The sequence below is a fragment of the Pseudomonas sp. AC172 genome (assembly GCF_979258595.1).
The window spans coordinates 5,235,932-5,258,967 of record NZ_OZ409868.1 but is presented as its reverse complement, the minus strand read 5'-3'; the positions used below and the strand labels follow the sequence as shown (position 1 = coordinate 5,258,967).

Below are 23,036 nucleotides of genomic sequence, written 5' to 3'. Positions count from 1 at the left end.
CCTGAGCAAGCCGATTCCAAGCGTTTACTTTCAGCGAAAACCATCGCATGAAGCACAAAAACGCCAAGCGCCAGCAAAGCGCTAATCGGCTGCGATTTAAAGAGGATTATCCAATGTCAGCCGAATTGCCCGTTACCGTACTTTCAGGATTTCTTGGCGCTGGAAAAAGTACACTTTTGAATTACGTACTACGTAATCGCAAGGGTTTGCGTGTAGCCGTCATCGTCAATGATATGAGCGAGATCAATATCGATGGCAGCGAAGTTCAGCGTGATGTCAGCTTAAACCGCGCAGAAGAAAAAATTGTAGAAATGAGTAACGGCTGTATCTGCTGTACGTTACGCGAAGACCTGCTTGAAGAGGTCAGCAAACTCGCCCGTGAGGGCCGCTTCGACTATTTGTTGATCGAATCCACCGGAATCTCCGAACCACTGCCCGTGGCCGAAACCTTTACCTTCCGCGATGAACACGGCCAGAGCCTCTCCGACATCGCGCGTCTCGACACCATGGTCACTGTAGTCGACGGCTTGAATTTCCTGCCGGACTACCACGCGGCCGAGAGTCTCGCCTCCCGTGGCGAGATTCTCGGCGAAGAAGACGAACGCTCGATCACCGATCTGTTGATCGAACAAATCGAATTCGCCGATGTGCTGTTGATCAGCAAAATCGACCTGATCAGCCAAAGCCAGCGCGAAGAACTGACGGCCATCCTCAAGCGCCTCAACGCTCAGGCCGAAATCATCCCGATGGTGATGGGCGAGGTGCCGCTGGAAAAGATCCTCAATACCGGTCGTTTTGACTTCGAAAGAGCCGCGCAAGCGCCGGGTTGGCTGCAAGAGCTGCGAGGTGAACACGTGCCGGAAACCGACGAATACGGCATCGCTTCAACGGCGTACCGCGCGCGTCGCCCGTTTCATCCGCAACGCTTCTTCAGCTTCATTGACCGTCCGTGGTTGAACGGCAAGTTGCTGCGCTCCAAAGGCTTCTTCTGGCTCGCGAGCAAGCCCACCGATGCCGGCAGCTGGTCGCAGGCCGGCGGTCTGATGCGCCACGGTTTTGCCGGGCGCTGGTGGCGTTTTGTACCGAAGGATCAGTGGCCACAAGATCAGGAAAGCACCGCAGCCATCATGGAAAACTGGATGCCGAGCGTAGGAGACTGCCGCCAGGAACTGGTGTTCATCGGGCAGAACATTGATTTCCTGCAGCTCTCTGCCGAACTCGATGCTTGTCAGCTCACCGATGAAGAAATGGCGCTAGGTGTCGAAGGCTGGCGATTGTTGCCAGATCCATTCGGCCCTTGGCACGAAGAGGCCGCCTGATGCTTGCACTCAAACTGCTGCAAAACCGTAACCGCCATCAACATCAAGATCCGACGCCGAAAGCACTGGCACGGATTCTGGAAGACGACACCAACCTCGCTGTCTGGCAGCGTCAACTGCCTTTGCACATCAGCGAGTTTGCCCACTTGCTCCTGTCGCTCAACGAGCCTCTGGCGGAGTCGCTGTGTCTGGAGTTGCCAGATGAAGACGTGGAGCCTGATCTTGCCGGTCTGGCTCTGGGCTTGCGCGATCTGGAGGGCTACGAAGGCTTTATCGCCGACCTGAAATGGTTAGTCAGTGCCTTCGCCTGCTTGCTCGGTGCGCGGCGAATCGGCCTGCGCCTGCGGGTGCTGGATAAAGCCATGTGCCCGCGCTTCCACGTTGATCATGTGCCGGTGCGGCTGATCACGACCTACGCCGGCGCCGGCAGCCAATGGCTCAAGGAAGGCGCGATGGATCGCAGTCAATTGGGGCAGGCCAACGCCGAACCCCAAGCGCAAATACAGCAACTCAAGAGCGGCGACGTCGCCTTACTGAAAGGCGAGAAATGGCACGGCAATGAAGGCTTCGGTCTGATTCACCGTTCGCCGCAACCGGCCGCAGGCGAGCGTCGCTTGATACTGACCCTGGACTGGCTCGGCTGACGCTCAAGGCTTGAGCCACGAACCCTGGCTCTGGCCTTCGCAGTACGGCTTCAGATACGCGGCATCCGTGGCGACGCCGTAATAGTGGATATCCTGGCGATAAGGCATATTGGCGACTTGCGCGTTGCTGCACACGCCAAACGCGCCTCTCGGGCATTCATCGGCGTATTGCACCTCGACTTTTTGCCCGGCCAGGGTTGGCTGGCAGAAGCCGTCGTTGAACAGTTTTTCAGGAATATTGCGGTTCTGCTGACAGACTTTGACGTCGAGCCGCTCGCCCTGACTGTGCACTACGCAGGCCTGAGCCCACGCTTCGCTCGACAGCAGCGTCAACAGCAACGACCATCCTATCCAACGCATCTTTTGAATCTCCCAAGAAAGCTCCCGGCCATGTTGCAGAACATTCCTACCCATGTCATTGCTGGCCCTTTGGGTGCCGGCAAGACCAGCCTGATTCGTCAGTTGATGACCCAGCGGCCGGCCGGCGAGCGCTGGGCGGTGCTGATCAACGAGTTCGGCCAGATCGGCCTCGATGCCGCGCTGCTGACGAGTGATGCCGATGGTATCGCACTGGGCGAAGTGGCCGGAGGCTGCCTGTGTTGCGTCAATGGCGCGCCGTTTCAGATTGGCCTGGGGCGTTTGTTGCGCAAGGCCAAGCCCCACCGACTGTTTATCGAGCCGTCCGGGCTGGGGCATCCAGTACAGTTGCTCAAGCAATTGAATGAGGCGCCGTGGTTGGGTGTACTGGCGGTGCAGCCGTGTGTTTTGGTGCTGGACGCTCAGGCGCTTGAAGCGGGGAAAGACTTGCCCGCAGCGCAACAGGGAGCCTTGGCAACCGCTGGTCTGCTGTTGTTGAACAAGGCTGAAAACCTTGATGACAGGGCCAGGGAAAAAATCGCCAGCCAGTTGCCGGCAGTGCCGTTGATCTGGACTCGAGAGGCGCAATTGAGCCTTAGCGAATTGCCGGGCCTGGCCGCAAAAGCGCTCAACGGTGTGGATAACCTGGCTGTACCCAAGGGATCAGGACAAATACCGGCCGTCTGGACTGATCCGACGCTGCCGATTTGCCTGAGTCAGGCGCAGGAGGGGGGCTGGAGCATAGGTTGGCGTTGGCATCCGGGGCAGACGTTCGACAAGCGGCGCTTGGCTGACTGGCTAGCCAGCCTCAATTGGCAGCGGGCGAAACTGGTTATCCACAGCTCGGAGGGCTGGGTGTCTGCGAATGCTTTGGATAACAGAGAGCTGATTTGGCAGGCTAGCGAATGGCGGAAAGATTCGCGAATCGAGCTGATCTTCGTCGATCTGCACAATATCGCTGAATTGCAGAAGGGCTTGGCGTTATGCCGGATTCAGTGAGTCAGCTCAAGGCTTCCACTTGGTGTGTTCCTGCCGCCACTGGCTTAGCTCGATAACTTCCGCTCGAGGCTTGTGCACTTCAACCACCGGTGGTGTGTCGTCGAACGGTGCCGGGTAGGGTGCCAGTTCGATCTGCGCACTGTGCGCGCCAAACTGGGTGATGGTGCCGTTATGACGGGTTTCGCCAGTCACGGTGAACTCGAAGTTGTACACCCGCGCCAGTCGCCGGCGACCGTTGGCGTCTTTGATGAAACCGATCTTCTTCAGTGCAACGTTGCCGTCGAGCAGCTCGACCCGCACGTTCAGACAATGCTGTTTGACCCGCTCCAGCGCGCGTTCGCGCAAGCCGTGGTTGTGCCATAGCCATGCGCCGGCAGCGGCAAACAGTATCAGCACGAAGATGTTTTCCAGGGTCAGCATCAACATCGAACTCCAAAAGATAGCGTCAGCTTAACTGCGTCGCTGGTCTGTCGTACAGGCTGCGTTTCGTCGCATACTGCGCGGCTTGAATTTCAATCGTTTTACGGAATGACCCGAATGAAACGTACGCCTCATCTGCTCGCCATTCAGTCCCACGTGGTGTTCGGCCACGCCGGCAACAGCGCCGCGGTTTTTCCGATGCAGCGGGTCGGGGTCAATGTCTGGCCGCTCAACACCGTGCAGTTTTCCAACCACACCCAGTACGGCCAATGGGCCGGCGAAGTGTTGGCGCCGCAGCAGATTCCCGAGCTGGTCGAAGGCATCGCCGCGATTGGCGAGCTGGGCAACTGCGATGCGGTGCTGTCCGGATACCTCGGCAGCGCGGCGCAGGGCCGGGCAATTCTCAGCGGCGTCGAGCGCATCAAATCGGTCAATCCGAAAGCGCTGTATCTGTGTGATCCGGTGATGGGCCACCCGGAGAAGGGTTGTAGCGTGCCGACCGAGGTCAGCGACTTCCTCCTGGACGAGGCGGCGGCCGTGGCGGACATCATGTGCCCCAACCAGTTGGAGCTGGACAGCTTTTCCGGGCGCAAGCCGCAGTCGCTGTTCGATTGCCTGGCGATGGCGCGGGCGTTGCTGGCACGTGGGCCGAAAGCGGTGCTGGTCAAGCATCTGGATTATCCGGGCAAACCGGCCGATGGCTTTGAGATGTTGCTGGTGACGGCCGAGGGCAGCTGGCACTTGCGCCGTCCGCTGCTGGCATTTCCGCGTCAGCCAGTCGGTGTGGGCGACCTGACGTCCGGCCTGTTTCTGGCGCGGGTGCTGCTGGGCGACAGTCTGGTGGCCGCGTTTGAGTTCACGGCGGCGGCGGTGCATGAGGTGCTGCTGGAGACTCAGGCCTGCGCCAGTTATGAGTTGCAACTGGTGCGGGCGCAGGATCGGATTGCGCATCCGCGGGTGAAGTTCGAGGCTACTGCAATCAGTCTTTAAGACCGCGCTGCCCCCATTCGCGAGCAAGCTCACTCCCACATTTAGTTTTGTGTACGCCGCAGAACCAATGTGGGAGCGAGCCTGCTCGCGAAAGCGGTCTGAGCGCTAAAAATCTCAGGCGTCGCCCTTGATCTCCTGATAGCGCTTCTCCAGCTCCTGACGAATCTGCCGACGCTGCTGCGCCTGCATGTAACGACGCTTGTCTTCACTGTTCTGCGGTTGCAGCGGCGGCACCGCTGCCGGCTTGCGTTGGTCATCCACCGCCACCATGGTGAAGAAGCAGCTGTTGGTGTGGCGCACCGAGCGTTCGCGGATGTTTTCGGTCACCACTTTGATGCCGACTTCCATCGACGTGTTGCCGGTGTAGTTGACCGAAGCGAGGAAGGTCACCAGTTCGCCGACATGGATCGGCTCGCGGAAAATCACCTGATCCACCGACAGGGTCACCACGTAGCGGCCGGCATAGCGGCTCGCGCAGGCATAAGCCACTTCGTCGAGGTATTTGAGCAGGGTGCCGCCGTGGACATTGCCAGAGAAGTTGGCCATGTCGGGGGTCATCAGTACCGTCATCGACAGCTGGGCGTTTCCGGGTTCCATAACGTTCTCACGGATCAAGGCTGGTTGCTGGAAGCACCTCTGCGGGTGCCTGGTCGCTTTTTCAAAAGCACCGTTATCGGGACGCCGGGCGACTGGCCGCCGTCACGCCGGAATCGATCTGTTTCCATATATTGCACCGCCTTCCAGGCGGAAGTCGCGGTGTTACCCTGCAAAAGCCCGCCTCAAGGGCAATTCCCACACCAAAAGCGGATTTTTACCTAGCTCGCCCAGACTTTTCTGACGTCTGCCCGCGAGCCTTGTCATTCAGGGAGCCCACGCCATGCATGCCATCAGTTTTATTCAGGACCTGGCAGTGATCATGTTGGTCGCAGGTGTGGTGACCGTGTTGTTTCATCGCTTCAAGCAGCCGGTGGTGCTTGGCTATATCGTCGCCGGCTTTATCATCGGCCCGCATACGCCGCCGTTCGGCCTGATCCACGACGAAGAAACCATCAAAACCCTCGCCGAACTCGGGGTGATCTTCCTGATGTTCTGCCTCGGCCTGGAGTTCAGCCTGCGCAAGCTGTTCAAGGTCGGCGCCACGGCGTTTATTGCGGCGTTCCTGGAAATCGTCCTGATGATCTGGATCGGCTACGAAATCGGCCGCTGGTTCGACTGGAACACCATGGACTCGCTGTTCCTCGGCGCAATTCTGGCGATCTCCTCGACCACTATCATCGTCAAGGCACTCAATGACCTGAAGATGAAGAATGAGCGTTTCGCGCAGTTGATCTTCGGCGTGCTGATCGTCGAAGACATCCTCGGCATCGGCATCATCGCGCTACTGTCGAGCATCGCAGTGAGTGGCACCGTCAGCTCCGGTGAAGTGTTTTCCACGGTCGGCAAGCTGTCGCTGTTCATGATCGTCGCGCTGGTCATCGGCATTTTGCTGGTGCCGCGCCTGCTGGCCTATGTGGCCAAATTCGAAAGCAACGAGATGCTGCTGATCACCGTGCTCGGCCTGTGTTTCGGCTTCTGCCTGCTGGTGGTCAAACTCGAATACAGCATGGTCCTCGGTGCCTTCCTGATCGGTGCGATCATGGCCGAGTCGCGGCAATTGCTGAAGATCGAGCGGCTGATCGAGCCGGTTCGCGACTTGTTCAGCGCAATCTTCTTTGTGGCCATCGGACTGATGCTTGATCCGCTGATTCTGCTGCAATACGCGTGGCCGATTGCAGTGATCACCGTCGCTGTTGTGCTCGGCAAGATGTTGTCCTGCGGCCTCGGGGCCTTTATCGCCGGCAATGACGGACGCACCTCACTGCGCGTCGGGATGGGGCTGTCACAGATCGGCGAATTTTCCTTCATTATTGCCGCGCTGGGGATGACCTTGCAGGTCACCAGTAACTTCCTCTATCCGGTCGCCGTCGCGGTATCGGTGATTACGACGCTACTGACACCGTATCTGATTCGTGCGGCAGATCCGCTGTCGATCAAGTTGTCGGCGGCCGTGCCCAAGCGTCTCGGTCGCGTGCTGGGTATGTACGGCGAATGGTTGCGCAGTATCCAGCCGCAAGGCGAGGGCGCGATGCTGGCTTCAATCATTCGCAAAATCTTGCTGCAGGTCGGGGTCAATCTGGCGCTGGTCATCGCGATCTTCTTCGCCGGCGCGTATTTCGCCGAACGCATCTCGATGTCGCTGCAAGACTGGATCAGCGATCCGAGCTGGCAGAAGGCGTTGATCTGGGGCGGGGCGTTGCTGGTCTCTCTGCCGTTTTTGATTGCGGCGTATCGCAAGCTCAAGGCGTTGTCGATGCTGCTGGCGGAGATGGGGGTGAAGCCAGAGATGGCCGGGCGTCACACGCAGCGAGTGCGTCGGGTGATCTCCGAAGTGATCCCGATTCTCTCGCTGCTGGTGATTTTCCTGCTGTTGGCAGCCTTGTCGGCCAGTATCTTGCCAACCAACAAGTTGCTGGTCCTGATCGCCGTGGTCGCGGCCGCCGTGGCGGCGCTGCTCTGGCGCTGGTTCATCCGCGTGCACACGCGGATGCAGGTGGCGCTGCTGGAAACCCTCGACAACCACAAGGAGTCGTCGGGGCACTGACCTGCCGGGGCGGCTGGCCGATCAGCTTTCCAGCCAGACGTCCCGCGCCCAGTGCCACACCGATTCCCAGGACTCTTCGGTGATCAGCTCTTCTTCGCCGGACCACAGCACCACAGTGCCGTCTTCCTCGACGCAGTAGTAGTTCTCACCATCCTGGCAGATCGGGATCAGGTCACGCGGTACGCCGATGTCCCAGGCATTGGCCGCAACCTCCGGCAGATAGGTGTGCGATTGCGGGTCGGTGACAGTCACCGGCTCCAGGCTGCCGTACACCACGTCGCTGACGGTCAGCAAAAACTCTTTGAAGACGAACGGAATGTTGATGAAGAGTTCTTCTTCGACTTCCACCAGTTGGTCTTCGTCAGGCAATTCCAAAGGAACCGGCACGGGTTCGTTGGCTTCACGCAGTTGTTCGATGATTTCTTCCACGTCCGGGATCCTCTTGCTTGAATGGCGCGGTTTATATGGGCCGGTTTATACAGTAGCTCGCTATAGATGCAACCGCGAAATAGAAAACCCCAGCCGAGGCTGGGGTTTTTATTACAGCAAGTGAAGCGCGCGAGGGATCAGCCGTTCTGGCGGATACCGGCAACCAGCCAAGGCTGGTTGTCGCCCTGCGGACGTTCCATGTTCCAGCTTTCGCTGAACACTTCGCCCTGGTCGAAGCGCGAGGTCTTCGACACACCGCTGAAGGTCAGGGTGGCGATGGTCTTGTCGGCACGGTCATCCACGCCATCCAGTTGTACCTGGAGGTTGTCGATGTAGGTCGACTGGAACGCGTCGCCCAGATCCGCACGCTCACGCTTGAGGAACTCGAGCATTTGCGGGGTCACGAACTCGGCGATCTTGTCCATTTCGTTGGCATCCCAGTGCTGCTGCAGCGACTGGAAGTGGCTGCGTGCAGCTTCAAGGAAGTTCTGCTCGTTGAACCAGGCCGGCGCGTTGATCACCGGACGGGCGGCAGCAGGTGCAGCCGAACCACCGAAGATCGAACCCATGGCCGCAGGCTTGTGCTCGAACGCTTCACGCTGCATCGGCGCGCCGGCCGGAGCGAATTGCTCCTGCTGCTTGCGTCGACGCGCGGCGATGAAGCGGAAGATCACGAATGCGATCACGGCCATGATCAGAATGTCGAAGATCTGCATGCCCTGGAAGCCGCCGCCCATGAACATGGACGCCAGCAGGCCACCGGCGGCGATACCGGCCAGAGGGCCGAGCCATTTCGAAGCACCGCCGGCCTTGGCGGCAGCGCCTGCGGCACCGGCAGCACCTGCGGTCGCAGCAGCGCCGCCGACACCTGGAGAAGAAGGAGCCATCTGGCTGGTCTGGTGCGTCGGCGCAGCGCCGGCGCTTTTGCCACCACCAAAGCGCTTGGCGTTGGCGTCGAGGCTCATCGTCAGGCCGATGCACAACGCCATGGCGATGCTAAGAAAACGTTTCATAAAGGGAATTCCCGTTTGTGGAGACACGCGCGCCATGTTGCACAGCTGAAGTGTTACTGGCTAGCGAGAGAGTGTTTCGGGCTTTTGCCTGACAGGTTACGTTCAGCTCGGTCGGGGCAATAAGGCCATGTACTTTTGGCTGTAGGAAATCGCGTCAGATTCAGTGCGAAAACTGTTTAGCGACGAAACGCCAGCAACACCACACCGGCGGTGATAAGGCCGATACCGCCCCACTGGCGCAGATCAAGTTTCTCGCCCAGCAGGATCACGCCGAGCACCGCCACCAGCACCACGCTGAGTTTATCCACCGGTGCGACCAGCGAGGCCGGGCCGACTTTCAACGCGCGGAAGTAGCATAGCCACGACGCGCCGGTGCCCAGTCCGGACAACAGCAGGAACAGGTAGCTCTTGGCGGAGATCGATCCTAATGACTGATATTGGCCCGTTGCGTACAAAATCAAGGCCAGACTGACCAGTACCACGATGGTGCGCAGCAGAGTGGCGAAGTCGGAATTGACGTTTTCGATGCCGACTTTGGCGAAGATCGCCGTCAATGCGGCGAAAGTGGCCGAGAGCAGGGCCCAGAATGTCCAGGAAGAAAAGAAGCCTGAGCCCATTTGCACTGCCCTGTTCCGGATGGGTTTAGATCAAAAGATCGCAGCCCCGGCAGCTCCTACAGATACACCCAATTCCCTGTAGGAGCTGCCGAAGGCTGCGATCTTTTTTCGCTTTTAGATAGCTTCCAGCTTGGCGTAACCGAGCATCAGCCACTTGCTGCCTTCGCTGAAGTTGACCTGCACCCGTGCCTGCGCGCCGGCACCTTCGAAGTTGAGGATCACACCGTCACCAAAGATCGAGTGGCGCACCGCCTGACCGAGGCTGAAACCCGTTTCCGGGATTTCGCTGCCACTGAACAGGTTGCTGCCGCTCATCGACTGGTTGCCGCCGAACGGACGGCTGACGCTGTTCGACAAACGCACTTCCTGAATCAGACCCTTCGGCACCTCGCGTACGAAACGAGAGACTTTGTTGTAAGTCTCGCTGCCGTACAGGCGTCGGGTTTCAGCATAGGTCATCACCAGATTCTGCATCGCCCGGGTGATGCCGACGTAGGCCAGGCGTCGCTCTTCCTCAAGACGTCCTGGTTCTTCCAGACTCATCTTGTGCGGGAACAGGCCTTCTTCCATACCCACGAGGAACACGTAAGGGAATTCCAGGCCTTTGGCGCTGTGCAGGGTCATCAGCTGAATGCTGTCTTCGTGTTCGTCAGCCTGAGTGTCGCCAGCCTCCAGCGAAGCGTGGCCGAGGAATGCCGCCAGTGGCGTCAGTTCTTCGTCTTCTTCGGTGTTCTCGAAGTTGCGCGCGGCGCTGACCAGTTCCTCAAGGTTTTCTACCCGGGCCTGGCCTTTCTCACCTTTTTCCGCTTCGTGGTAGGCAATGAGGCCGGACTGCTCGATGACGGTTTGCGTCATCAGGTGCAGCGGCATTTCCATGCACTTGGCGGCGAGGTTCTCGATCAGCTCGATAAACGCACCCAGCGCACCCGCCGCGCGACCGGTCAGGCCTTTGTTGGCGACCAGTTGGCGCATCGCCTCCCACATCGACACGTCGCTGTGGCGTGCGTGATCGCGGATCGCTTCGACGGTTTTTTCGCCAATGCCACGGGCCGGCACGTTGATCACCCGCTCCAGCGCCGCATCGTTGCCGCGACCTTCGAGCAAGCGCAGATATGCCATGGCGTTCTTGATTTCCGCACGCTCGAAGAAGCGCTGACCACCATAGATGCGGTACGGAATGCGCTCGCGCAGCAAGGCTTCTTCCAGAACGCGCGATTGGGCGTTGGAGCGATACAAAATCGCAATATCGCTGCGAGCCAAGCCGGTTTTCAGCGCGCTTTCGATGGTTTCGACAACGTAGCGTGCTTCGTCGTGTTCATTGAACGCGGCGTACAGATTGATTGCTTCGCCATCACCCCCGTCGGTCCACAGTTCTTTGCCGAGACGTCCGGTGTTGTTGGCGATCAGTGCGTTGGCGGCTTTGAGGATGCCGGCGGTGGAGCGGTAATTCTGCTCCAGACGAATGGTCACCGAGTCGGCGAAGTCGGACGAGTACTGATGAATGTTTTCGATCTTCGCGCCGCGCCAGCCGTAAATCGACTGGTCATCGTCGCCGACCACCATCAGGCTGTCGCCGCCCTTGCCGAGCAGGCGCAACCAGGCGTACTGCACGGCGTTGGTGTCCTGGAACTCATCCACCAGAATATGCCGGAAGCGCTTTTGATAATGCGCCAGCAGGCCCGGGTGATCGCGCCACAAGTCGAGGGCGCGCAGGAGCAGTTCGGAGAAGTCGATGACGCCGGCACGCTGGCACGCCGCCTCGTAGGCTTCGTAAATGCCGCGCATGGTCGCCAGATACAAATCGCCGCTGGCCTGAATGTGTTGCGGGCGCAGACCTTCGTCTTTCTGGCCGTTGATGAACCACTGCGCCTGACGCGCGGGCCAGCGTTGCTCGTCCAGGCCCAGCTCGCGGATCACCCGCTTGACCAGCCGTTGCTGGTCGTCGCTGTCGAGAATCTGGAAAGTCTGGCTCAAGCCGGCTTCCTGCCAGTGTGCCCGCAGCAAGCGGTGCGCCAGGCCGTGGAAGGTGCCGACCCACATGCCGGCCGGGTTGATACCCAGCAACTGCTCGATGCGATGACGCATCTCGGCAGCGGCCTTGTTGGTGAAGGTCACCGACAGAATGGAGTGGGGCGAGGCGTTTTCGACCTGGATCAACCAGGCGATACGGTGCACCAGCACTCGGGTTTTACCGGAGCCAGCACCGGCCAGGACCAACTGACGGCCAACGGGGGCTGCTACGGCCTGGCGTTGGGCATCGTTGAGGGAGTTCAGCAGAAGGGAGAGATCATCGCGCATCGGGGCATTCTAGGGTGCGCCGCAGGCCCGGGCAAACCGAGCTTTGCATTAGCCGATGAAACTGCTGTCGATGACGACCGGTCGGTCACTGCCTACAGGCATCGGCCCGCCGCGCTCCAAGGGTTTGGCTGGTGGCAAAGGACGGAAAAGTTTCGCTGAAATTATGATCTGGAGCAGTTTGGCAACGGGATCGGCTTGTGTATGCTCCGTCCACGTTTCGGGCGCACGCCCTCCTTATAAGAACAAGAACGTTGCCCATGACCCTCAGCTCCGAACTGTCGGGCCCCTCCGTGGAACCCCGGGTTATCCGCAAGCACTATGCCGTCGAAATGGCGGTCGAGCGCACGCGTCTGCTGTATCAAGGCTCGTTGCTGCCCACACTTTTCATGTTGATCAATGGTCTGGTCTGCGCCGCTTTGCTATGGAGCCCGCAGCGCTATTTCGTGGTCAGCGTCTGGCTGGTGTGGTTGCTGTCGCTGGTCGCGTTGCGGGTGATTCAGGTCGCAGCGTTCGACTCGGCAATCCCTGATCGGCAGGCACAACCGATCTGGCGGCGGATGTTTCTGCTCGGCTCGACCATGACCGGCCTGACCCTGGCCGGCGCCGGCATCGCCTTGGTGCCCGCCGACAATTTCATGCAACAAGCCTGGGTGTTCGGCCTGATTGGCGCTGCAACCCTGTCGGCCAGCGTTGCCTATGCGGTTAGCCTACCGGCGTTTCTGTCGTTTACCTTGCCCTGCCTGTTGCCGGCGATCGGTTATCTGTTCTGGGGCGGCGACGAACAGGCGCGCGGTTGGGGCTGGCTCGGGCTGATCCTGCTCGGCTCCCTGAGCGTGGTGGCGTGGCAGGTCAATCGGCTGATTGATCGCGGTTTACTGCGGCGCTTCCAGAACCAGCACTTGATCGAACACATGCAACAGACGCAGTCGCGCAGCGAGCAGCTCAATCTGGAACTGGCCAAGGAAATCGACCAGCGCCGCTGCGCCGAGGGCAAGCTGCGCGAAGCCCAGGTCGAACTCGAAGACCGCGTTGCCCAGCGCAGCCGAGAACTGGACGCCGCCAATCAGGCCTTGAGCAAAAGCGAAGCACGCCTGGCGCTGGCGTTGAAGGCCAGTGAGCTGGGGCTGTGGGACTGGAACCTGCAAACCGACGAAGTCCACCACACGCAGATTCAGGAACTGTTCGGCCTCGCTCCGGAATACGTCACGGCGCTCCTGCGCGACCTCAAGCCACGTCTGCATCCAGACGATGTGCCGACGCTGAAATACGCGTTGATCGAGCATTTGAAGGGACGCACCGAGGACTACCAGATCGAATACCGCGTACGTCACAGCGATGGCCATTGGGTCTGGATCGAAGACCGTGGCCGCGCGGTAGAGCGCAGCGAAAGTGGCCGGGTAATCCGCATGGTCGGCACCCGGCGCGACATCAGCTCCAGTAAAAGTCTCGAAGAGCAGCAGCGGCTGGCGGCAACGGTGTTCGAAGCGGCCAGTGAAGGCATCGTGATTCTCGACCCGAATTACGCGCTGATCGCGATCAATCAGGCGTTCAGCCATGTTACCGGTTACGACATCGAGGACATGCTCGGGCGCAACGTCGTCGAGCTGCCATGCAGCCGCGATGCTCGTCGCCATTACGTGGCGATCCGTCATGCATTGGAGCAGCACGGCAGTTGGCAGGGCGAACTGGTGGAGACGCGCAAGAACGGCGAGCTGTATCCGCAGTGGCTGCAACTGAATGCGGTGCGTGATGGTCGGGGAAGTGTCAGTCATATCGTTGGCTTCTTCGCCGATCTGTCGGCGCGGCGTGAGTCCGAAGAGCGCATGCGTTATCTGACCCACTACGACGAACTCACCGGACTGGCTAACCGCTCGCTGTTCCGCGAGCGCTTGCACGAAGCGCATCAGCGCTCGCGTCAGGGTCGACGCAGTCTGGCGTTGCTGCACATCAATCTCGATCGTTTCAAATTGCTTAACGACAGCCTTGGCCATGAGATTGCCGACCAGTTACTGCAGAAAATGGCGCGCCGATTAGTCAACGCCTTGCCGGAAGCCGACACCATCGCCCGCTTGTCCGGGGATGAATTCGCGGTGTTGTTCGATGCCTATGGCAACCTGTCGAGTCTGGCCCGGGTCGCCACGCGCTTGTCGACCAAGCTGCGTTTACCGCTGACGGTTGAAGGTCATGAATTGGTGGTCAGCGCCTCGATGGGCATCAGCATGCTGCCGGACAATGCCCGGGAGATTTCTGCGCTGGTCAGCCAGTCGAACATGGCGATGCAACACGCCAAACACTTGGGCGGTAACAACTTCCAGTTCTACACCGACAGCCTGCAGGCCAGCACCCTTGAGCGCTTGCAGCTGGAAAACCAGTTGCGCAAAGCCATCGAGGAAAAGCAGCTGAAGGTGTTTTATCAACCGAAGCTGTGCCTGCAAACCGGACGGCTGAATGCGGCGGAAGCGCTGGTGCGCTGGGATCACCCGACCATGGGCCGAGTACCGCCGGGGGATTTCATCGGGCTGGCCGAGGAAACCGGGCTGATCGGGCCAATCGGCGAATTCGTCCTGCGCCAGGCGTGCTGGCAGGCCTGCGAATGGCAGCGTCAGGGACTGGAGCCGATCCGCGTTTCGGTGAATCTGTCGGTGCATCAATTGCGTCAGGGCAAGCTGGTCAGTCTGGTGCGCCAGGTGCTGGAGGAAACCGGTCTGGCGCCGCACTACCTCGAGCTGGAGCTGACCGAAAGCCAGTTGCTCGATAGCGTCGAACACATCATCGCGACCTTCCAGCAGTTGCGCGATCTGGGGGTGAAACTGGCCATCGACGACTTCGGCACCGGGTATTCGTCGTTGAGTTACCTCAAGCGCATTCCGGTGGATTACGTGAAGATCGATCAGGCGTTCATACGCGGGTTGGGTGAGGGTAGCGAAGATGCGGCGATCACTCGCGCGATCATTGCCATGGCCCATGGGCTGTCGTTGAAAGTAGTGGCTGAAGGCGTCGAGCGACAGGATCAGCTGGAGTTTTTACGCGCCGAGCGTTGCGATGAAGTGCAGGGCTATCTGATCAGCCGGCCCGTGGAGGCTGACAGCCTGGCCGGGCTTTTGCGTGAACAGGAAAAACCGTTTTAAGGGCTACATGCACCTCATCGCGCCTGATATGGGGACATCGAGTTACGCATTGAGCAGGCAAAAAGCCAATTCATGTAGTATAACTACAAGCGTGCTACATCCTTGCCCATAAGAAGAGTCCAGCCCCTTGAATCTGCTGCAACACATTGCCCAGTCACGTCACCTGTTACGCAAGTCGGAGCTCAAGGTCGCCGACCACGTGCTGCTTGACCCTGCGGCGGTGATGCACAGTTCCATGGCCGACCTGGCCCACAGCGTCGGCATCAGCGAGCCGACCATCGTGCGCTTCTGTCGCGCCATCGGCTGCTCCGGTTTTCAGGACCTGAAACTCAAGCTGGCGCAAAGCCTGGCCGCCGGTGCGAGCTTCGGCCAGTTTGCGATCCATGAAGACGACTCGGTCGCCGATTACAGCCTGAAGATTTTCGACACCACCTTGCACACCTTGATGGAGGTTCGCGAGAGGCTCGATCCGATCGAGTTGCAGCGTGCGGTGACACTGATGTCGCAGGCGCAGCGGGTCGAGTTTTACGGTTTTGGTGCCTCGGGTGCAGTGGCAGCGGATGCGCAGCACAAGTTCTTCCGTTTGCTGCTGACGGCGGCGGCGTATTCCGATCCGCACATGCAGGCGATGTCAGCAGTGACGTTGAAACCGACCGATGTGGCGATTTGTATTTCGCAATCCGGGCGTTCCAAGGATTTGCTGATCACCGCCAATCTGGTGCGTGAGAGCGGCGCTTCGCTGATTACCTTGTGCCCGAGCCAGACACCTCTGGCCGAATTGTCGACCGTCAATCTGGCGATCGATGTGCATGAAGATACGGAAATCTATACGCCGCTGACGTCGCGGATCGCCCACCTGGTGGTGATCGATGTGCTGGCGATGGGCGTGGCCATGGCGCGCGGGCCGAGCCTGGTCAATCACCTCAAGAGCGTGAAGCGCAGTTTGCGCAGCTTGCGCTTGTCGCCAAAAGCCGCCAAAGCGCTGGATGACTGAAGCCATCTAAGGTCGTTCCGACCTTATTTGCGAGCAGGCTCGCTTCCACAGAGAATCTTCTGTGAACACAATTTTGTGTCATACCAAGATCAAATGTGGGAGCGAGCCTGCTCGCGAAGGCGTCCTCAAAAACACCACAAGTTTCATCGCACTGTCATCCGCGCGCAGCCAAACCGTCATCCCCCACGCCTATCGTGAAACTCCCGTCATCGCCTTGGGAGACTCGAAATGGCTCAGCCCTACGAAGAACGCAACAGCGCCGCGAAAACCCGTCGTCAGCAGGAAGACCAGCGCCGCATGGAATTTCGCCGCGCTATCGAAGATCGCTTCGAACTCCGTCAGCTTCAAGCCGAAATCGGCGACTTTCCCGAGATCACTCATTGGCAGGCGGCACCCGCAGCTTCCCGTCGAAACGCTCAACCAGCGCGCTGATCTGCACCCGTTCGCTGCGGATAAACGCCAGGAAGGCGTGCGCCACCGGTGACAAGCGTTTGGCTTTCGCTTGCACCAGACACCAGCTACGCAGTAGCGGCAATTCCTCGACCGGCAACTCGACGAGGCCGCCGGTCGCCAGCTCCAGGTTCAGGGCGTGGCGCGTCAACAGCGCCAGGCCCAAACCCGCCTGCACACATTCACGCTGCGCTTCGGCCGAGGCCACTTCCTGGGTCTGGGTGAAGTGCACGCGCTTCTCTTTGAAATACTCTTCGCACGCCAGTCGCGTGCCCGAACCCGGTTCACGGATCAGCAATGTATAGGGTTCAAGATCCTGCAAGCGCAGCGGGCCCATATGCGCCAGCGGATGATCCGGGCGCGCCACAGCAACAATCGGGTTGTTGAGGAACGGCAGGAATTCCAGACCCATGTCCTGCGGCACCATCGACATGATCACCAGATCGTCGCGGTTGTCGGAAAGCCTGCGGATGACCTGGCCGCGGTTGACCACGGTCAGTTGCAGATTCACTTCCGGGTGCTGACGTTTGAACGCGGCGAACAGGTGCGGGACGAAATACTTGGCGCTGGACTCTACCGCCAGTTTCAGCTGACCTTGCAGAGATCCTTGCATGTCCGACAGCTGCATATCGAGGTTTTCCAGGCGGCCGAAAATGTCTCGGCTGGCGCGCTGGAGTGCTTCGGCAGCCTCGGTCATGTAGAGTTTTTTGCCGACATAATCGAATAATGGCTGGCCGATCAGCTCCTCGAGCTGACGAATCTGTAGGCTGACAGCCGGTTGTGTGAGAGACATTTCCTCGGCCGCGCGGCTGTAGGAGCGTAAATCACACACTTCGTTGAAGATCTGCAATTGACGCAATGTCATACGCATCAAGGACTTACGCATTTTTTACAAGCTCTGACGGCGGGCTGATGTTTCAACTATAAGTCTTTACTTATGCCTGACCCAATTTTTATTCATTTTTGTTAATCCCTCATGAGCGCTAGTGTGGACCTGCGACTAAATTGAAACATTTGGTCACGCGTCGACCTGGGTCTAGCAGGTCGTGGTGCCACCGGCTCAAGGGAACCTCCAAGTGATAACAAAGATCCTGATCGCCAACCGTGGTGAGATTGCCGTACGAATCGTGCGAGCCTGCGCCGAAATGGGCATTCGCTCGGTTGCGATTTTTTCCGACGCCGACCGCCATGCGTTGCATGTGAAGCGTGCGGATGAGGCCCACAGCATTGGTGCCGAGCCACTGGCCGGTTACCTCAACCCGCGCAAACTGGTGAACCTGGCGGTTGAAACCGGCTGCGATGCACTGCACCCCGGTTACGGTTTCCTCTCGGAAAACGCCGAGCTGGCTGATATCTGTGCCGAACGCGGGATCAAATTCATTGGCCCTTCGGCAGAAGTCATTCGCCGCATGGGCGACAAGACCGAAGCGCGCCGCAGCATGATCAAGGCGGGCGTACCGGTGACGCCGGGCACTGAAGGCAACGTAGCAGACATCGAAGAAGCCTTGGTCGAGGGCGACCGCATCGGGTACCCGGTCATGCTCAAAGCCACTTCCGGTGGTGGCGGTCGTGGCATCCGTCGCTGCAACAGCCGCGAAGAACTCGAACAGAATTTCCCTCGAGTGATTTCCGAAGCGACCAAGGCCTTCGGTTCGGCCGAAGTGTTCCTGGAAAAATGCATCGTCAACCCCAAGCACATCGAAGCGCAGATTCTCGGCGACAGCTTCGGCAACGTCGTGCACCTGTTCGAGCGTGACTGCTCGATCCAGCGTCGCAACCAGAAGCTCATCGAAATCGCTCCGAGCCCGCAGCTGACTCCAGAGCAACGCGCCTACATCGGCGACCTGTCGGTGCGTGCGGCCAAGGCCGTGGGTTACGAGAACGCCGGAACCGTGGAGTTCCTGCTCGCCGAGGGCGAGGTGTACTTCATGGAGATGAACACCCGGGTGCAGGTGGAGCACACCATCACCGAAGAAATCACCGGGATCGACATCGTCCGCGAACAGATTCGCATCGCCTCCGGCCTGCCGCTGTCGGTGAAACAGGAAGACATTCAGCACCGTGGTTTCGCGTTGCAGTTCCGTATCAACGCCGAAGACCCGAAGAACAACTTCCTGCCGAGCTTCGGCAAGATCACCCGTTACTACGCCCCCGGCGGTCCGGGCGTGCGCACCGATACAGCGATCTACACCGGCTACACCATTCCGCCGTTCTACGATTCGATGTGCCTGAAACTGGTGGTCTGGGCACTGACTTGGGAAGAGGCAATGGACCGTGGCCTGCGCGCCCTCGACGACATGCGTCTGCAAGGCGTGAAGACCACCGCCGCGTACTACCAGGAAATCCTGCGCAACCCGGAATTCCGTAGCGGCCAGTTCAATACCAGCTTCGTTGAAAGCCACCCTGAGCTGACCAACTACTCGATCAAGCGCAAACCCGAAGAGCTGGCCCTGGCCATCGCCGCCGCCATCGCCGCCCACGCAGGCCTGTGAGGAATACAACAATGTCCAAGAAGATCTTTGTCACCGATACCATCCTGCGCGACGCTCACCAATCGCTGCTCGCCACCCGCATGCGCACCGAAGACATGCTGCCGATCTGCGACAAGCTCGACAAAGTCGGCTACTGGTCGCTGGAATGCTGGGGCGGCGCGACCTTCGACGCCTGCGTCCGCTTCCTGAAGGAAGATCCGTGGGAGCGTCTGCGCCAACTGCGCGCGGCGTTGCCTAACACCCGTCTGCAAATGCTCCTGCGCGGGCAGAACCTGCTCGGCTACCGCCACTACAGCGACGACGTGGTCAAAGCCTTCGTCGCCAAGGCTGCGGTGAATGGCATCGACGTGTTCCGTATCTTCGACGCGATGAACGACGTGCGTAACCTGCGCGTGGCCATCGAAGCGGTTAAGGCTGCCGGCAAACATGCCCAAGGCACCATCGCTTACACCACCAGCCCGGTGCACACCATCGATGCGTTTGTGGCACAAGCCAAGCAAATGGAAGCCATGGGTTGCGACTCGGTGGCGATCAAGGACATGGCTGGTCTGCTGACCCCGTACGCCACCGGTGAACTGGTGCGTGCGTTGAAAGCCGAGCAATCGCTGCCGGTGTTCATCCACTCCCACGACACGGCCGGTCTTGCGACCATGTGCCAGCTCAAGGCTATCGAAAACGGCGCCGACCATATCGACACCGCGATCTCCAGCTTCGCTTCGGGCACCAGCCACCCGGGCACCGAGTCGATGGTCGCCGCGCTCAAGGGCACCGAGTACGACACCGGTCTGAACCTCGAACTGCTGCAAGAGATCGGCCTGTACTTCTACGCCGTGCGCAAGAAGTACCACCAGTTCGAAAGCGAATTCACCGCCGTCGACACCCGTGTGCAAGTAAACCAGGTGCCGGGCGGGATGATCTCCAACCTCGCCAACCAGCTGAAAGAGCAGGGCGCCCTGAATCGCATGGCCGAAGTGCTGGCGGAAATCCCGCGGGTGCGTGAAGACCTCGGCTTCCCGCCGCTGGTGACCCCGACCTCGCAAATTGTCGGCACCCAGGCGTTCTTCAACGTGCTGGCCGGCGAGCGTTACAAGACCATCACCAACGAAGTGAAGCTCTACCTGCAGGGCGGCTACGGCAAAGCGCCGGGCGTAGTGAACGAAAAACTGCGTCGTCAGGCGATCGGCAGTGAAGAAGTCATCGACGTACGTCCGGCCGATCTGCTCAAGCCGGAAATGACCAAACTGCGTGCCGACATCGGTGCACTGGCCAAGTCCGAAGAAGACGTGCTGACCTTTGCGATGTTCCCGGACATCGGCCGCAAGTTCCTCGAAGAGCGTGCTGCCGGCACCCTGACGCCGGAAGTGCTGTTGCCGATTCCTGAAGCGGGCGGTGTGACAAAAGCGGGCGGCGAAGGCGTGCCGACCGAGTTCGTCATCGACGTCCACGGCGAAACCTACCGCGTCGACATCACCGGTGTCGGTGTGAAGGCGGAAGGCAAGCGTCACTTCTACCTGTCCATCGATGGGATGCCGGAAGAAGTGGTGTTCGAGCCACTCAACGAATTCGTCGGCGGTGGCAGCAGCAAGCGCAAACAAGCGTCGGCCCCGGGTCACGTCAGCACCACCATGCCGGGCAACATCGTCGATGTGCTGGTCAAGGAAGGCGACACCGTCAAGGCCGGCCAGGCTGTGTTGATCACCGAAGCGATGAAGATGGAAACCGAAGTCCAGGCTGCGATTGCCGGCAAGGTCACCGCGATTCATGTGGCCAAGGGTGACCGGGTCAACCCGGGCGAAATTCTGATCGAGATCGAAGGCTGAGATAACCGCCGCGATCCAACGCTTTAAACCTCGGGGGGGCATGTGCCCCCCTTTTTTTATGCGGAATTTGTCTGCATCACATGAGGCCTATGTGGGAGCGAGCCTGCTCGCGAAGAGGAGTGTCAGTCGATATTTATTCAACTGACAGATCGCATTCGCGAGCAGGCTCGTTCCCACAGTGACGATGTTCAATCCATCAGAACGCCATGCGCCATTGGCCCATCACGCCGTAGGTGCGGCTGTCAGTGGCCATTTCACCGGTGAGACCAACGCCGACAGAGTGATTGGCTGACAGCCCCAGATCGAGGCCGGCATCCACCGACAGGCTGTTTCGATCCAGCGCTGCACCGGCAACCTCAAACCGCTTGCCACCCTTGACCAGTTGCTGGCGGGTGTCGCCTTCGATCTCGCCAAAGGTGTGTTTCCAGCCGGCACTGAATCGAGGTGTCAGCGTCATGCCGTTATCCAGCCGAGTGATTTTCGCCGTGCGCAGGCCGAAGGTGCTGCTGAGATTGTCGCGAGTTTGCCCAAAGACTTTCAGCGCTGCATCCCCGCCTTTTTCACTGTAGCTGTCGCGCTGGTAGCGTTGATAGCCGAGGCTGGCGAACGGTTCGAGTGTCGCATTGTGGCGGCCAACATTGACCGCCAGTTCGGCAAAGGCTTGCTGAGTGTTGGCGTCGTAGTTGCCTTTGAGACGATCGCTGAAGCCGTTGAAGGCCACGCGACGTTTGCTGTCGCCGTCATGACTGGCATAGGTCGCCCCGAGACGCAGTGAGAACGGTCCGTCCTGACGCACGGCGTAGGCACCGAGGTGCCAGCTGTCGAGGTCGCCATCGTATTGCCGGGCATCGATTCTGGTCTGCGATTTTCCGCCGACCAGGCCGATATGCCATTGCTCATCGAGCCGCCAGTCGGCGCCCATGACCAGACCTTGAGTGGCGTGTTTGAGGGTGCTGTCGAACTCGCGATCGACCTTGCCGCCATGGCCGAGCGCCTGAATCCACACCCGACCGGAATCGGCCGCGCCGGTCGCCTGCCGCGGTGAGTTGCCGGAGCTGTAGGCAGAGCCGTAACGGCTATTCAGTTGCTGCATGGCCGAGAGCATGCTCGCGCTTACGGGAGTGATGCTGCTCAGTGTGGCTTTGGCGAGGTTGGCGTTGCTGCCGGCGGCGAGTTGTTCGAGGGCGACCGGTGCGGTGGTTTTGTCGCTGGTCAGAAGCGCGGCGACTGCTGCGTTTGCAGGTTTTATTGGCGCAGGTGCGGGCTGTTCGGCGGACTCGTTAACTTGCGCAGTAAGAGGTTCGTCCGGCCTTGGCGATGGGACGGAGTCTGCAACAGCAGTCGTCGTTGAAGTCGCAACTGGAACTGGAACCGGCGCAGATGCCGTCAATGGCGTTGGCGTTGGCGTTGGCGTTGGCGTTGCGGATGGCGCAGGCGCTTGTGGTTCGACAATGCTGTCGCCAACTGAACGACCGTTGCCTGTCGTGGCAACGCTTGCAAGCGGCTCACCGTTGCGGGCGTAAGTCAGTCCGACGGATTTTTTGTTGTACTGAGGTGTGGCAGCCATGAAGGCGAGGTTGTTAACGACCTTGCCGAATTCACCTTCTATCTTTCCGGCTTCGATGATTTTGTACTGGCGACTTTGCGGAAATTCTCCTGGAACGGCAACGACGTTCAGGGTTGCACCTTCCAGCCTGGCAGTGCCATCGACCTTGATCGTTTGACTGCCACTGGGCGTGACCTCATAAGCCAGTTCGGCGGTTGGGGACAAGCGCAAGTCGCCTTTCACGCGCGGGCTGCCTAGTACCCCGTTGACGGTGAGCAGGCCGGCCACCTCCAGGCTCCCCACAGCGCCTTTACCTGCAAAGCTGCCACCTCTTTCGACATAGACGTCGCCCTTGATGCTCCCCAGGTTGGTCAAAGCGCTACCGCTGTTCACCAGCACGCCTTCCTTGAAGTCTGCCTTCGAACTCAGCGTCCATTCGCCCCGGCTGACGAACAGCCCGTTGAAATTACGCGTGTCTTTCAGCTCGCCGCCAGCCGCTGCATCCAGGAACAGGACGTTATCTCCCCCGCCACCATCCAGCAGGCCGGTAAAGCTTGCGCCGTCCGTGAGCGTTATCAAATCGTTTACAGCGGTACCTGTAAACGTTTCTTCAGGGGTTTTAAAAGCGATGGGTACCGTACTTGGGTCGGTGAGAAATCCCTTGAGTCGTTCAAGCGCCATTTCTTTAGCGCTGGTTTCGGGGAATTCAGTGGCATTCACTACTGCGGCTGAATCAGCGACTTCAGAAGGTTGCTGAGCATTGGCAAGCTCCACGCAAGTCAGCGTCAGCGAAATGGCCAAAGCCAAGTGTTTTGGTTTGAACGAATGTTGAAGGGGCATTGAGTTGAGTCTCGATGAACAGAAGACTCAACTCTATTG

Annotated in this window: 19 protein-coding genes; 10 read left to right on the top strand and 9 right to left on the bottom strand. The window is 59.5% G+C overall.

Features of this window, described 5'->3' with window-relative positions; genetic code table 11:
- The first annotated feature begins 113 nt into the window (after window positions 1–113).
- Entirely contained in the window at window positions 114–1,319 is a 1,206-nt protein-coding gene (gene zigA / locus ACZ0A4_RS23820) for a zinc metallochaperone GTPase ZigA (RefSeq protein WP_463576558.1), read from the top strand.
- On the top strand, window positions 1,319–1,963 hold the full coding sequence (locus ACZ0A4_RS23815) for a DUF1826 domain-containing protein (RefSeq protein ID WP_463576557.1): 645 nt from the start codon (window positions 1,319–1,321) through the stop codon (window positions 1,961–1,963). Before zigA ends, ACZ0A4_RS23815 begins: the two co-directional genes overlap by 1 nt.
- A 3-nt stretch (window positions 1,964–1,966) precedes the next feature.
- On the opposite strand, the gene ACZ0A4_RS23810 is transcribed toward ACZ0A4_RS23815, so the two are convergent.
- The gene (locus ACZ0A4_RS23810) at window positions 1,967–2,323 is read right to left on the bottom strand and encodes an NADH:ubiquinone oxidoreductase (protein WP_463576556.1); all 357 of its coding nucleotides are present in this window, start codon (window positions 2,321–2,323) and stop codon (window positions 1,967–1,969) included.
- 30 nt (window positions 2,324–2,353) lie between these two features.
- On the opposite strand from ACZ0A4_RS23810, the gene ACZ0A4_RS23805 reads away from it, so the two are divergent.
- Window positions 2,354–3,319 (top strand): CobW family GTP-binding protein, encoded by a 966-nt coding sequence (locus ACZ0A4_RS23805; RefSeq protein WP_463576555.1) that lies wholly within the window; start codon window positions 2,354–2,356, stop codon window positions 3,317–3,319.
- Window positions 3,320–3,325: 6 nt separating this feature from the next.
- On the opposite strand, the gene ACZ0A4_RS23800 is transcribed toward ACZ0A4_RS23805, so the two are convergent.
- Window positions 3,326–3,739: a DUF3301 domain-containing protein gene (locus tag ACZ0A4_RS23800; protein WP_026000521.1), complete on the bottom strand. Its 414-nt coding sequence runs from the start codon at window positions 3,737–3,739 to the stop codon at window positions 3,326–3,328.
- A gap of 117 nt (window positions 3,740–3,856) precedes the next feature.
- Between ACZ0A4_RS23800 and pdxY the strand changes: the two genes are divergently transcribed.
- A complete protein-coding gene (gene pdxY, locus ACZ0A4_RS23795; protein WP_422608980.1) occupies window positions 3,857–4,729 on the top strand; it encodes a pyridoxal kinase PdxY in 873 nt (290 codons plus the stop codon).
- A gap of 114 nt (window positions 4,730–4,843) precedes the next feature.
- On the opposite strand, the gene ACZ0A4_RS23790 is transcribed toward pdxY, so the two are convergent.
- On the bottom strand, window positions 4,844–5,326 hold the full coding sequence (locus ACZ0A4_RS23790; RefSeq protein ID WP_003229693.1) for an acyl-CoA thioesterase: 483 nt from the start codon (window positions 5,324–5,326) through the stop codon (window positions 4,844–4,846).
- Window positions 5,327–5,606: 280 nt separating this feature from the next.
- Between ACZ0A4_RS23790 and ACZ0A4_RS23785 the strand changes: the two genes are divergently transcribed.
- Window positions 5,607–7,370, top strand: coding sequence for a cation:proton antiporter (locus ACZ0A4_RS23785; RefSeq protein WP_463576554.1), 1,764 nt, complete (start codon window positions 5,607–5,609; stop codon window positions 7,368–7,370).
- Window positions 7,371–7,391: 21 nt separating this feature from the next.
- Here ACZ0A4_RS23785 and ACZ0A4_RS23780 read toward each other — a convergent pair whose 3' ends face one another.
- The 4 genes from ACZ0A4_RS23780 to uvrD all read right to left on the bottom strand — a co-directional run bounded on the left by ACZ0A4_RS23780 (window position 7,392) and on the right by uvrD (window position 11,727).
- Complete coding sequence (locus ACZ0A4_RS23780) at window positions 7,392–7,799, bottom strand: SMI1/KNR4 family protein (protein ID WP_463576553.1); 408 nt, start codon at window positions 7,797–7,799, stop codon at window positions 7,392–7,394.
- 137 nt (window positions 7,800–7,936) lie between these two features.
- Entirely contained in the window at window positions 7,937–8,812 is an 876-nt protein-coding gene (locus ACZ0A4_RS23775) for a Tim44 domain-containing protein (RefSeq protein WP_463576552.1), read from the bottom strand.
- A gap of 176 nt (window positions 8,813–8,988) precedes the next feature.
- Window positions 8,989–9,429 (bottom strand): EamA family transporter, encoded by a 441-nt coding sequence (locus tag ACZ0A4_RS23770; protein WP_123536736.1) that lies wholly within the window; start codon window positions 9,427–9,429, stop codon window positions 8,989–8,991.
- A gap of 114 nt (window positions 9,430–9,543) precedes the next feature.
- Window positions 9,544–11,727, bottom strand: a complete 2,184-nt coding sequence (gene uvrD / locus ACZ0A4_RS23765) for a DNA helicase II (protein ID WP_007912069.1) — start codon at window positions 11,725–11,727, stop codon at window positions 9,544–9,546.
- Between the two features lie 257 nt (window positions 11,728–11,984).
- Between uvrD and ACZ0A4_RS23760 the strand changes: the two genes are divergently transcribed.
- The 3 genes from ACZ0A4_RS23760 to ACZ0A4_RS23750 all read left to right on the top strand — a co-directional run bounded on the left by ACZ0A4_RS23760 (window position 11,985) and on the right by ACZ0A4_RS23750 (window position 16,281).
- Window positions 11,985–14,855, top strand: a complete 2,871-nt coding sequence (locus tag ACZ0A4_RS23760) for a putative bifunctional diguanylate cyclase/phosphodiesterase (RefSeq protein WP_463576551.1) — start codon at window positions 11,985–11,987, stop codon at window positions 14,853–14,855.
- 127 nt (window positions 14,856–14,982) lie between these two features.
- Window positions 14,983–15,849 carry a transcriptional regulator HexR gene (gene hexR / locus ACZ0A4_RS23755; protein WP_463576550.1) on the top strand — a complete coding sequence of 289 codons (867 nt, stop codon included), beginning with the start codon at window positions 14,983–14,985 and terminating at the stop codon, window positions 15,847–15,849.
- Between the two features lie 228 nt (window positions 15,850–16,077).
- The gene (locus ACZ0A4_RS23750) at window positions 16,078–16,281 is read left to right on the top strand and encodes a PA3496 family putative envelope integrity protein (protein ID WP_116028569.1); all 204 of its coding nucleotides are present in this window, start codon (window positions 16,078–16,080) and stop codon (window positions 16,279–16,281) included.
- On the opposite strand, the gene ACZ0A4_RS23745 is transcribed toward ACZ0A4_RS23750, so the two are convergent.
- Entirely contained in the window at window positions 16,223–17,185 is a 963-nt protein-coding gene (locus tag ACZ0A4_RS23745) for a LysR family transcriptional regulator (RefSeq protein WP_141125979.1), read from the bottom strand. The genes ACZ0A4_RS23750 and ACZ0A4_RS23745 overlap by 59 nt on opposite strands.
- A gap of 190 nt (window positions 17,186–17,375) precedes the next feature.
- Here ACZ0A4_RS23745 and ACZ0A4_RS23740 point away from each other — a divergent pair, with 190 nt between their 5' ends.
- Together ACZ0A4_RS23740 and oadA are read left to right on the top strand one after the other, a co-directional pair.
- Window positions 17,376–18,791: an acetyl-CoA carboxylase biotin carboxylase subunit gene (locus ACZ0A4_RS23740; protein ID WP_053125176.1), complete on the top strand. Its 1,416-nt coding sequence runs from the start codon at window positions 17,376–17,378 to the stop codon at window positions 18,789–18,791.
- Window positions 18,792–18,802: 11 nt separating this feature from the next.
- Entirely contained in the window at window positions 18,803–20,611 is a 1,809-nt protein-coding gene (gene oadA / locus ACZ0A4_RS23735) for a sodium-extruding oxaloacetate decarboxylase subunit alpha (protein ID WP_331693160.1), read from the top strand.
- Window positions 20,612–20,807: 196 nt separating this feature from the next.
- Here oadA and ACZ0A4_RS23730 read toward each other — a convergent pair whose 3' ends face one another.
- Window positions 20,808–22,997, bottom strand: a complete 2,190-nt coding sequence (locus ACZ0A4_RS23730; RefSeq protein ID WP_463576549.1) for an autotransporter outer membrane beta-barrel domain-containing protein — start codon at window positions 22,995–22,997, stop codon at window positions 20,808–20,810.
- Window positions 22,998–23,036: the final 39 nt, after the last annotated feature.